10 protein-coding genes and 1 pseudogene are annotated in these 10,896 nt (G+C 47.8%); 7 read left to right on the forward strand and 4 right to left on the reverse strand.

Translation table 11 applies throughout. The annotated features are described in order from the left end of the window. Nucleotides 1-32: 32 nt before the first annotated feature. A complete protein-coding gene (locus BHE85_RS16170) occupies nucleotides 33-491 on the reverse strand; it encodes a YchJ family protein (protein WP_001307143.1) in 459 nt (152 codons plus the stop codon). A 112-nt stretch (nucleotides 492-603) separates the two neighbouring features. Here BHE85_RS16170 and rssA point away from each other — a divergent pair, with 112 nt between their 5' ends. The 3 genes from rssA to galU all read left to right on the forward strand — a co-directional run bounded on the left by rssA (nucleotide 604) and on the right by galU (nucleotide 3,724). Continuing rightward, nucleotides 604-1,509 carry a patatin-like phospholipase RssA gene (rssA, locus tag BHE85_RS16175; RefSeq protein WP_005005696.1) on the forward strand — a complete coding sequence of 302 codons (906 nt, stop codon included), beginning with the start codon at nucleotides 604-606 and terminating at the stop codon, nucleotides 1,507-1,509. 91 nt (nucleotides 1,510-1,600) lie between these two features. After that, the gene (rssB, locus tag BHE85_RS16180; protein WP_000193454.1) at nucleotides 1,601-2,614 is read left to right on the forward strand and encodes a two-component system response regulator RssB; all 1,014 of its coding nucleotides are present in this window, start codon (nucleotides 1,601-1,603) and stop codon (nucleotides 2,612-2,614) included. Nucleotides 2,615-2,815: 201 nt separating this feature from the next. Next, complete coding sequence (gene galU / locus BHE85_RS16185; RefSeq protein WP_000718998.1) at nucleotides 2,816-3,724, forward strand: UTP--glucose-1-phosphate uridylyltransferase GalU; 909 nt, start codon at nucleotides 2,816-2,818, stop codon at nucleotides 3,722-3,724. Between the two features lie 143 nt (nucleotides 3,725-3,867). Here the strand turns inward: galU and hns are convergent, their stop codons facing one another. After that, nucleotides 3,868-4,281, reverse strand: coding sequence for a histone-like nucleoid-structuring protein H-NS (gene hns, locus BHE85_RS16190; protein ID WP_001287378.1), 414 nt, complete (start codon nucleotides 4,279-4,281; stop codon nucleotides 3,868-3,870). A 604-nt stretch (nucleotides 4,282-4,885) separates the two neighbouring features. On the opposite strand from hns, the gene tdk reads away from it, so the two are divergent. Beyond that, on the forward strand, nucleotides 4,886-5,503 hold the full coding sequence (gene tdk / locus BHE85_RS16195) for a thymidine kinase (RefSeq protein WP_000068079.1): 618 nt from the start codon (nucleotides 4,886-4,888) through the stop codon (nucleotides 5,501-5,503). Between the two features lie 281 nt (nucleotides 5,504-5,784). Here tdk and BHE85_RS16200 read toward each other — a convergent pair. Together BHE85_RS16200 and adhE are read right to left on the reverse strand one after the other, a co-directional pair. Next, nucleotides 5,785-6,681 (reverse strand): annotated as a pseudogene (locus tag BHE85_RS16200) (IS4 family transposase). 123 nt (nucleotides 6,682-6,804) lie between these two features. Beyond that, on the reverse strand, nucleotides 6,805-9,480 hold the full coding sequence (adhE, locus tag BHE85_RS16205; RefSeq protein WP_000301630.1) for a bifunctional acetaldehyde-CoA/alcohol dehydrogenase: 2,676 nt from the start codon (nucleotides 9,478-9,480) through the stop codon (nucleotides 6,805-6,807). 393 nt (nucleotides 9,481-9,873) lie between these two features. Here adhE and ychE (BHE85_RS27590) point away from each other — a divergent pair, with 393 nt between their 5' ends. The 3 genes from ychE (BHE85_RS27590) to BHE85_RS16215 form a co-directional block, all read left to right on the forward strand. Further along, the gene (ychE, locus tag BHE85_RS27590) at nucleotides 9,874-9,927 is read left to right on the forward strand and encodes a protein YchT (RefSeq protein ID WP_211180492.1); all 54 of its coding nucleotides are present in this window, start codon (nucleotides 9,874-9,876) and stop codon (nucleotides 9,925-9,927) included. A gap of 30 nt (nucleotides 9,928-9,957) precedes the next feature. Then, nucleotides 9,958-10,605 carry an NAAT family transporter YchE gene (ychE, locus tag BHE85_RS16210; protein WP_000616554.1) on the forward strand — a complete coding sequence of 216 codons (648 nt, stop codon included), beginning with the start codon at nucleotides 9,958-9,960 and terminating at the stop codon, nucleotides 10,603-10,605. Nucleotides 10,606-10,731: 126 nt separating this feature from the next. Further along, nucleotides 10,732-10,896, forward strand: a 165-nt coding sequence (locus BHE85_RS16215; protein WP_047664789.1) for an IS1 family transposase, incomplete at its 3' end; no start/stop codon positions are given.

Genomic DNA, 10,896 nt, shown 5'->3' on the forward strand with positions numbered 1-10,896 from the left:
TGAGAGTGTTTGCTAAACCGTACCGTCAACCATTATTGGCCGCAGCACTTTTTAAATTTTTTACCTGAACCACAAGGGCAGGGATCGTTGCGACCAAACTGCGGACGTGTACCGTCAATATAGTACCATTGACCGTTTTCTTTCAAAAATCGCGAACGTTCAATTATTGCACCTGTTTTGCCACCTTCGGTAAATCGAGCAACAAAACTGACAAATCCGATATTGTCGGCGTCCTGCCAACAATGTTCAAATACGGTCAATCCCAACCATTCAGTATGCGCAAATCCGGCCATCAATTCGGCACGTAACGCCGCTGCTCCACAAGAGGGATGCCAGGTCTTTATTAAATAATCTGCGTCTTGCATCACAAAAGCGCAGTAACGCGAACGCATGAGATGTTCTGGATCAGGTGCAACCTTTTCACCAGACACATAAGGGTGGCAACATAGGCTATACTCGACAGCACTACCACAGGGACAAAGCTGAGACACAAATAATCTCCCTGGAAACAATAACGGCGTATTAACCGCCTGAGTAGCACTATGTTAACCGAGCAGTAGCGATGTGGCTACGATTGCATTCCAGGGGAATCTTGCGGGAATAATGAGAAAGATAAAAATAGGGCTGGCGCTGGGATCTGGCGCGGCGAGAGGTTGGTCGCATATTGGCGTTATTAATGCGCTAAAAAAAGTGGGTATTGAAATTGATATCGTTGCAGGATGTTCAATTGGTTCGCTGGTGGGCGCTGCCTATGCATGCGATCGATTATCTGCGCTGGAAGATTGGGTGACCTCTTTCAGTTATTGGGATGTTTTACGCCTGATGGATCTCTCCTGGCAGCGCGGTGGGTTACTGCGCGGCGAGCGTGTCTTCAATCAATGCCGCGAAATAATGCCGGAAACAGAGATCGAAAATTGTTCCCGTCGCTTTGCGGCTGTTGCCACCAATTTAAGTACGGGACGTGAATTATGGTTTACTGAAGGCGATCTCCATCTTGCTATTCGCGCATCATGCAGTATTCCAGGACTCATGGCACCTGTTGCACATAACGGCTACTGGCTGGTTGATGGAGCAGTAGTTAACCCAATTCCTATTTCCCTCACGCGTGCATTGGGGGCTGATATTGTGATAGCGGTCGACCTGCAGCACGATGCTCATTTGATGCAACAAGATTTGCTCTCCTTTAATGTCAGTGAAGAAAATAGCGAGAATGGTGAATCTTTGCCGTGGCATGCGCGTCTGAAAGAAAGGTTAGGCAGTATAACAACACGTCGGGCGGTGACAGCGCCAACGGCAACAGAGATTATGACCACTTCTATCCAGGTGCTGGAGAACCGCCTTAAAAGGAACCGCATGGCAGGTGATCCGCCCGATATTCTGATTCAACCTGTTTGCCCGCAAATATCTACGCTTGATTTCCATCGCGCGCACGCTGCCATTGCGGCCGGACAGCTGGCAGTGGAAAGGAAAATGGACGAACTTTTGCCGTTGGTACGCACCAACATTTGACCAGAATTTTTATCTACACTTAAGTTAATTCTGACAGGCGCAGGTGGCAATAGCATGCCACTATTGAGTAAAGCCAGTCAGGGGAGAGAACATGACGCAGCCATTGGTCGGAAAACAGATTCTCATTGTTGAAGATGAGCAGGTATTTCGCTCGCTTCTGGATTCATGGTTTTCCTCATTGGGAGCGACAACGGTACTGGCGGCTGATGGGGTGGATGCCCTTGAGTTGCTGGGAGGTTTCACTCCAGACCTGATGATATGTGATATCGCGATGCCACGAATGAACGGGCTTAAACTGCTGGAGCATATACGTAACAGAGGCGACCAGACCCCAGTTCTGGTGATATCTGCCACTGAAAATATGGCAGATATTGCCAAAGCGTTACGTCTGGGCGTTGAAGATGTTTTGCTGAAACCAGTTAAAGATCTGAATCGCTTGCGCGAGATGGTTTTTGCCTGTCTCTATCCCAGCATGTTTAATTCGCGCGTTGAGGAAGAGGAAAGGCTTTTTCGCGATTGGGATGCAACGGTTGATAACCCTGCCGCAGCGGCGAAATTATTACAGGAACTACAACCGCCGGTTCAGCAGGTGATTTCCCATTGCCGGGTTAATTATCGTCAATTGGTTGCCGCGGACAAACCCGGCCTGGTGCTTGATATTGCCGCACTTTCGGAAAACGATCTGGCATTTTATTGCCTTGATGTCACCCGAGCTGGACATAATGGCGTACTTGCTGCCTTGTTATTACGCGCATTGTTTAACGGATTATTACAGGAACAGCTTGCACACCAAAATCAACGGTTGCCAGAGCTGGGCGCGTTATTGAAGCAGGTAAACCATTTACTCCGTCAGGCCAATCTGCCGGGGCAGTTTCCGCTATTAGTTGGCTATTATCATCGCGAACTGAAAAATCTCATTCTGGTTTCTGCGGGTCTGAATGCGACGTTAAATACCGGCGAACACCAGGTGCAAATCAGTAATGGTGTTCCGTTAGGCACTTTAGGTAACGCTTATTTGAATCAATTGAGCCAGCGATGCGATGCCTGGCAATGCCAAATATGGGGAACCGGTGGTCGACTGCGCTTGATGTTGTCTGCAGAATGAGCAAACGATAACGCGGACTAAATTTGCATTACCTGCTAATGTCGGCTGGTGGTACTATCGTCGCCATTCGTATAAGTAATTGTCTTAATTATGCTAACTCGCCTCCTTTTCAGAACTTAGCCCCTTCGGGGTGCTGATATACTGGGATGCGATACAGAAATATGAACACGTTCAAAACACGAACAGTCCAGGAGAATTTAAATGGCTGCCATTAATACGAAAGTCAAAAAAGCCGTTATCCCCGTTGCGGGATTAGGAACCAGGATGTTGCCGGCGACGAAAGCCATCCCGAAAGAGATGCTGCCACTTGTCGATAAGCCATTAATTCAATACGTCGTGAATGAATGTATTGCGGCTGGCATTACTGAAATTGTGCTGGTTACGCACTCATCTAAAAACTCGATTGAAAACCACTTTGATACCAGTTTTGAACTGGAAGCAATGCTGGAAAAACGTGTAAAACGTCAACTGCTTGATGAAGTGCAGTCTATTTGTCCGCCGCACGTGACTATTATGCAAGTTCGTCAGGGGCTGGCGAAAGGCCTGGGACACGCGGTATTGTGTGCTCACCCGGTAGTGGGTGATGAACCGGTAGCTGTTATTTTGCCTGATGTTATTCTGGATGAATATGAATCCGATTTGTCACAGGATAACCTGGCAGAGATGATCCGCCGCTTTGATGAAACGGGTCATAGCCAGATCATGGTTGAACAGGTTGCTGATGTGACCGCATATGGCGTTGTGGATTGCAAAGGCGTTGAATTAGCGCCGGGTGAAAGTGTACCGATGGTTGGTGTGGTAGAAAAACCGAAAGCGGATGTTGCGCCGTCTAATCTCGCTATTGTGGGTCGTTACGTACTTAGCGCGGATATTTGGCCGTTGCTGGCAAAAACCCCTCCGGGAGCTGGTGATGAAATTCAGCTCACCGACGCAATTGATATGCTGATCGAAAAAGAAACGGTGGAAGCCTATCATATGAAAGGGAAGAGCCATGACTGCGGTAATAAATTAGGTTACATGCAGGCCTTCGTTGAATACGGTATTCGTCATAACACCCTTGGCACGGAATTTAAAGCCTGGCTTGAAGAAGAGATGGGCATTAAGAAGTAACATCCATATCGGTGTTATCCACGAAACGGCGTTGAACAATCGACGCCGTTTTTTTATAGCTTATTCTTATTAAATTGTCTTAAACCGGACAATAAAAAATCCCGCCGATGGCGGGATTTTTAGCAATTGCAATCTACAAAAGATTATTGCTTGATCAGGAAATCGTCGAGGGATTTACCTTGCTCATCCATTGCTTTTTTGATTACAGCTGGAGTACGGCCCTGGCCAGTCCAGGTTTTAGTTTCGCCGTTTTCGTCAACATAGCTATATTTTGCCGGACGCTGAGCACGTTTAGCTTTGGTGCCGGATTTAACGGCAGCAAGGCTATTCAGCAGTTCGTTCGGGTCAATACCGTCAGCGATCAGCATTTCGCGATATTGCTGCAGTTTACGAGTGCGCTCTTCAACTTCAGCAGCAGCCGCGCTTTCTTCTTCGCGACGTTCGTTAACAACAACTTCTAATTTTTCCAGCATTTCTTCCAGCGTTTCAAGTGTACATTCTCTTGCCTGCGCACGAAGAGTACGGATGTTGTTCAGAATTTTAAGTGCTTCGCTCATTGTAGTAATCTCAAACTTATATTGGGGTGGTTTGTTGAGGTAATAATAGAGCCTTAAATTCAGTTGTGCAATAGCCAGGAATGTAAGGAATTCAAAATTGTTCTTTATTTTGTGCCGCCAATAAATATCTTTTCATAAAATTAGCCAGAAAAGACGCGGCATATAGCCCTATTTACACCGATGATTTCGCAGCACGTGAGGTTAAAACTTCCTGATTCATGTCACATTTTATGGGGAGATTATCGTAGGCTGACGGCCTTTCAGTCTTCTGTATTAGTTGTGTTTACGAGAATTCCCTATTAAGCGAATGATGAAAAGTAGAACAGTCGCAATAAGAGCATGGACTTAGTATTGCACTATCTCCTGGAGGTCAACAGAGGGCTATTACTTGCGCAACAGGTTAAAGATTGTGAATAGTTACCAGCAGTCATTTACCCGCTTATAACAAGCGAGGCAGTTGTAATGATAGCTCAGAAGGATTATGCAAGGCTTCGTAAGGGAGAACGCATATACCCACTTCTGTGCATACTGTTGAGCTGAAAAACTGACGAATTATGATAAACTCCAGCCAACTTTATTTCATATCATTGAGGGCCTGTGGCTGATGGCACAGCTATATTTCTACTATTCCGCAATGAATGCGGGTAAGTCTACAGCATTGTTGCAATCTTCATACAATTACCAAGAACGCGGCATGCGCACTGTCGTATATACGGCAGAAATTGATGATCGCTTTGGTGCCGGGAAAGTCAGTTCGCGTATAGGTTTGTCATCGCCTGCAAAATTATTTAACCAAAATTCATCATTATTTGATGAGATTCGTGCGGAACATGAACAGCAGGCAATTCATTGCGTACTGGTTGATGAATGCCAGTTTTTAACCAGACAACAAGTATATGAATTATCGGAGGTTGTCGATCAACTCGATATACCCGTACTTTGTTATGGTTTACGTACCGATTTTCGAGGTGAATTATTTATTGGCAGCCAATACTTACTGGCATGGTCCGACAAACTGGTTGAATTAAAAACCATCTGTTTTTGTGGCCGTAAAGCAAGCATGGTGCTGCGTCTTGATCAAGCAGGCAGACCTTATAACGAAGGTGAGCAGGTGGTAATTGGTGGTAATGAACGATACGTTTCTGTATGCCGTAAACACTATAAAGAGGCGTTACAAGTCGGCTCATTAACGGCTATTCAGGAAAGGCATCGCCACGATTAATAAGAATTTCTTTACTGACAGGGTGAGCAGGGCACTTTTATCCTGTCAGTTCGTTTTACGCACTTCTTCCGGGCTATATACCCTTCTCGGCAGTTTTTTAACGCCGCTATACGCCTCACAGGGCTCTTAAGCACCGACGTTGACTTGTGACCTGTAAAGTACAATATCCCTGTATTTAGGCGTTATACATCGTCGCAAATATGATGAAGGCTAATGCTGTCGGTTTATGGAAAAGTTGCTTTGGGTAAACAAAAAATACGGCCCCAGAAGGGCAATGCCGTTCACTTAAGAGGAGCGGCACTATGTTTCACAGGATAACGGGTTTTTGATATCTTAACCGACCTCGGCCTTGATGGTCGGGGGCGTTTTGTTATGAACACCACTTCCAGAGCACCCCGAAGATGCTCCAGTCGTTTCGGGATGGTCCCTGGTGACGCCGTGTTTCCCAGCTCTATCATTTCTGATGCGATATTCTTCCACGCAGGCAGTAGCCAGTGGCGGTTACAACCCTTCTGGTTCAGCGTTAGCAGCAGGTCTTCGCTGTAAAAAAGCTTATCAAACAACGTAATAGAGTTATCCGGGATGGTGGCGAGCATGGAGTGGGCCAGCACAGTTTCGCTCTGCCGGTAAGGTGCGGTCACGGCATTCAGCAGAATGTGACTTCCCAGGTTCATTAAGGCCACCAGACGCATAACCGGGTAGGCGTTCTGCCGCTTAGTGGATGTGTTGGCAGACCCATAATATTCACGCAGCTCGGGTTTATCAGGTGTCCTGAACTGTGCGCCATCAATGGCAAAAAGTTGCAGGCCGTGCCAGTCATCCTTCAGGTAACGTTCCGCGCCCCTGTCTGTGCGGTCTGGCGGAAGAGCCATTCCACTGGGGCGGCCCCCACGCGCTGACGCGCTTGGGTGACAGCGCTGCGGGCCAGCAGGTTCATCCCCGCTTCGCCATCCGCGCTCAGGTTCAGACGGCGAACAACATCGGTAATTGGCTCATTGCACCACCATCCAGATAACCATGTCCCCCGGTAAACGACGGCGGCGAACGGTCGCATGAGCAGAAAGCGTCAGGCAGTGTTGTATCCACTCGGTGGGAAGGTGTTCTGCAAATAGTTGTGCAGAGGGCGGAGGCATAAGCGGATGGTCACTGAAATCGAGCAGATCATTGAGAAGTGGCATAAGAAAACGGCTCCCTGTTGTGGAAGCCGTTATAGTGCCTCAGTTTAAGGATCGGTCAACTAATCCTTAACTGATCGGCATTGCCCAGAAGGGGCCGTTTATGTTGCCAGACAGCGCTACTGATTAAGCGGATTTTTTCGCTTTTTTCTCAGCTTTAGCCGGAGCAGCTTCTTTCTTCGCTGCAGTTTCACCTTCTACATAATCACGACCGTAGTAGGTATCCAGCAGAATCTGTTTCAGCTCGGAGATCAGCGGGTAACGCGGGTTAGCGCCGGTGCACTGGTCATCGAATGCATCTTCAGACAGTTTATCCACGTTCGCCAGGAAGTCTGCTTCCTGAACGCCAGCTTCACGGATAGATTTCGGAATACCCAGTTCAGCTTTCAGCGTTTCCAGCCATGCCAGCAGTTTCTCGATCTTAGCAGCAGTACGGTCGCCCGGTGCGCTCAGACCCAGGTGGTCAGCAATTTCAGCATAACGACGGCGAGCCTGCGGACGGTCATACTGGCTGAATGCAGTCTGCTTGGTCGGGTTGTCGTTCGCGTTGTAGCGAATAACGTTACAAATCAGCAGGGCGTTTGCCAGACCGTGCGGAATATGGAACTGGGAACCCAGTTTGTGCGCCATTGAGTGACATACACCCAGGAAGGCGTTCGCAAACGCGATACCCGCGATAGTCGCTGCACTGTGAACACGTTCACGCGCTACCGGATTTTTAGACCCTTCGTGGTAGGACGCTGGCAGATATTCTTTCAGCAGTTTCAGTGCCTGCAGAGCCTGACCATCAGAGAACTCAGATGCCAGTACAGAAACATAAGCTTCCATGGCGTGAGTTACTGCGTCCAGACCACCGAAAGCACACAGGGACTTCGGCATGTCCATAACCAGGTTGGCGTCGACAATCGCCATATCCGGAGTCAGCGCATAGTCTGCCAGCGGATATTTCTGACCAGTAGCGTCGTCAGTTACAACCGCAAACGGAGTGACTTCAGAACCTGTACCAGAAGTGGTGGTGACAGCGATCATTTTCGCTTTCACGCCCATTTTCGGGAACTTGTAGATACGTTTACGGATATCCATAAAGCGCAGCGCCAGCTCTTCGAAGTGAGTTTCCGGATGTTCGTACATAACCCACATGATCTTCGCGGCGTCCATCGGGGAACCACCACCCAGCGCGATAATCACGTCTGGTTTGAAGGAGTTTGCCAGTTCTGCACCTTTACGAACGATGCTCAGGGTCGGGTCCGCTTCTACTTCGAAGAAGACTTCAGTTTCAACGCCTGCTGCTTTCAGTACGGAAGTGATCTGATCAGCATAACCATTGTTGAACAGGAAGCGGTCAGTCACGATGAGCGCACGTTTGTGGCCATCAGTAATCACTTCATCCAGCGCGATTGGCAGGGAGCCACGGCGGAAGTAGATAGATTTCGGAAGTTTGTGCCACAACATGTTTTCAGCTCGCTTAGCAACGGTTTTCTTGTTGATCAGGTGTTTCGGACCAACGTTTTCAGAGATGGAGTTACCACCCCAAGAACCACAACCCAGAGTCAGGGAAGGTGCGAGTTTGAAGTTATACAGGTCACCGATACCACCCTGAGACGCTGGGGTGTTAATCAGGATACGAGCCGTTTTCATTTTCTGACCGAAGTAAGAAACGCGAGCCGGTTGGTTATCCTGGTCAGTGTACAGGCAAGAGGTATGACCGATACCGCCCATAGCAACCAGTTTCTCTGCTTTTTCTACCGCGTCTTCGAAATCTTTAGCGCGGTACATTGCCAGAGTCGGGGACAGTTTTTCATGTGCGAACGGTTCGCTTTCATCAACAACGGTCACTTCACCGATCAGAATCTTGGTGTTTTCTGGTACAGAGAAGCCTGCCAGTTCAGCAATTTTATAGGCTGGCTGACCAACGATAGCCGCGTTCAGCGCACCGTTTTTCAGGATAACATCCTGAACAGCTTTCAGCTCTTTACCCTGCAACAGATAGCCGCCGTGGGTTGCAAAACGTTCACGTACAGCGTCATAAACAGAGTCAACAACAACAACAGACTGTTCAGAAGCACAGATTACGCCGTTGTCGAAGGTTTTGGACATCAGTACAGATGCAACTGCACGTTTGATATCAGCAGTTTCATCGATAACAACTGGAGTGTTGCCCGCGCCTACACCGATAGCTGGTTTACCGGAGCTGTATGCGGCTTTAACCATGCCCGGACCACCAGTCGCGAGGATCAGGTTGATGTCTGGGTGGTGCATCAGTGCGTTAGACAGTTCAACAGAAGGTTGATCGATCCAGCCGATCAGATCTTTCGGAGCACCGGCAGCGATAGCAGCCTGCAGAACGATATCAGCCGCTTTGTTGGTGGCATCTTTTGCACGCGGGTGCGGGGAGAAGATAATGGCGTTACGGGTCTTCAGACTGATCAGCGATTTGAAGATAGCAGTTGAAGTCGGGTTAGTGGTCGGAACGATACCGCAAATAATACCGATTGGTTCAGCGATAGTGATGGTACCAAAAGTGTCGTCTTCAGACAGAATACCACAGGTTTTTTCATCTTTATAGGCGTTGTAGATATATTCAGAAGCAAAGTGGTTTTTGATCACTTTATCTTCGACGATACCCATGCCGGATTCGGCAACGGCCATTTTCGCGAGTGGGATTCGAGCATCTGCAGCAGCCAGAGCGGCGGCGCGGAAGATTTTGTCTACTTGCTCTTGAGTGAAACTGGCATATTCACGCTGGGCTTTCTTTACACGCTCTACGAGTGCGTTAAGTTCAGCGACATTAGTAACAGCCATAATGCTCTCCTGATAATGTTAAACTTTTTTAGTAAATCATCTGCTCGAATACGAGAGTATAGTCAGTGCGGTGATGATTTGCTTAACCTATGAAAATCAAAAGCTTACTCGCGCTCACACTCACTGTGATTTACTAAAAGAGTTTAAACATTAGAGTTATTATCTCTAATGCGTCACTTCCAGGTGGCGTAAGCAAGATTACTCACTTCTGGGTACTGATTACGTGATCCAAATCAAATTTTTTGCAAAGCTGACACCTTTCAGCATCGCTTTTCGCCATTATAGCTAACAGTTAATAAATTGTAGTATGATTTGGTGGCTACATTAGCATGTTTTGCACAACTAGATAACAATAACGAATGATAGCAATTTTAAGTAGTTAGGAGGTGAAAAATGCTGTCAAAAGGCGTATTGTCAGCGCGTCTTTTCAACCTTATTTATGGCTAACATTATCCGGCTTTTGCTTCGGAGCTAACCGTGATTCAGACCTTTTTTGATTTTCCCGTTTACTTCAAATTTTTCATCGGGTTATTTGCGCTGGTCAACCCGGTAGGGATTATTCCCGTCTTTATCAGCATGACCAGTTATCAGACAGCGGCAGCGCGAAACAAAACTAACCTTACAGCCAACCTGTCTGTGGCCATTATCTTGTGGATCTCGCTTTTTCTCGGCGACACGATTCTGCAACTTTTTGGTATATCAATTGATTCGTTCCGTATCGCCGGGGGCATCCTGGTGGTGACGATAGCGATGTCGATGATCAGCGGCAAGCTTGGCGAGGATAAACAGAACAAGCAAGAAAAATCAGAAACCGCGGTACGTGAAAGCATTGGTGTGGTGCCATTGGCGTTGCCGTTGATGGCGGGGCCAGGGGCGATCAGTTCTACCATCGTCTGGGGTACGCGTTATCACAGCATTAGCTATCTGTTTGGTTTCTTTGTGGCTATTGCATTGTTCGCTTTATGTTGCTGGGGATTGTTCCGCATGGCACCTTGGCTGGTACGGGTTTTACGCCAGACCGGCATCAACGTGATTACGCGTATTATGGGGCTATTGCTGATGGCATTGGGGATTGAATTTATCGTTACTGGTATTAAGGGGATTTTCCCCGGCCTGCTTAATTAATTCCTTTCAAATGAAACGGAGCTGCCATGCTCCGTTTACTTCGTCATTATTTTTACTTTGTTCCCGCGCAGGGTAATGCTGCCAACTTACTGATTTAGTGTATGATGGTGATTTTAAGGTGCTTGCGTGGCTTCCATTTCCATCAGATGTCCTTCCTGCTCCGCTACTGAAGGCGTGGTGCGTAACGGCAAAAGCACTGCCGGACATCAGCGCTATCTCTGCTCTCATTGCCGTAAAACATGGCAACTACAGTTCACTTACACCGCCTCTCAGCCCGGTACGCACCAGAAA

Origin of the sequence: Shigella sp. FC1567 (assembly GCF_001743015.1) — a bacterium.
Classification (GTDB): Bacteria; Pseudomonadota; Gammaproteobacteria; order Enterobacterales; family Enterobacteriaceae; genus Escherichia; species Escherichia coli.

Coding starts and splice junctions, on each gene's coding strand:
- rssA (WP_005005696.1), top strand. CDS start 604: ATGAGAAAGATAAAAATAGGGCTGGCGCTGGGATCTGGCGCGGCGAGA.
- rssB (WP_000193454.1), top strand. CDS start 1,601: ATGACGCAGCCATTGGTCGGAAAACAGATTCTCATTGTTGAAGATGAG.
- galU (WP_000718998.1), top strand. CDS start 2,816: ATGGCTGCCATTAATACGAAAGTCAAAAAAGCCGTTATCCCCGTTGCG.
- hns (WP_001287378.1), bottom strand. CDS start 4,281: ATGAGCGAAGCACTTAAAATTCTGAACAACATCCGTACTCTTCGTGCG.
- tdk (WP_000068079.1), top strand. CDS start 4,886: ATGGCACAGCTATATTTCTACTATTCCGCAATGAATGCGGGTAAGTCT.
- adhE (WP_000301630.1), bottom strand. CDS start 9,480: ATGGCTGTTACTAATGTCGCTGAACTTAACGCACTCGTAGAGCGTGTA.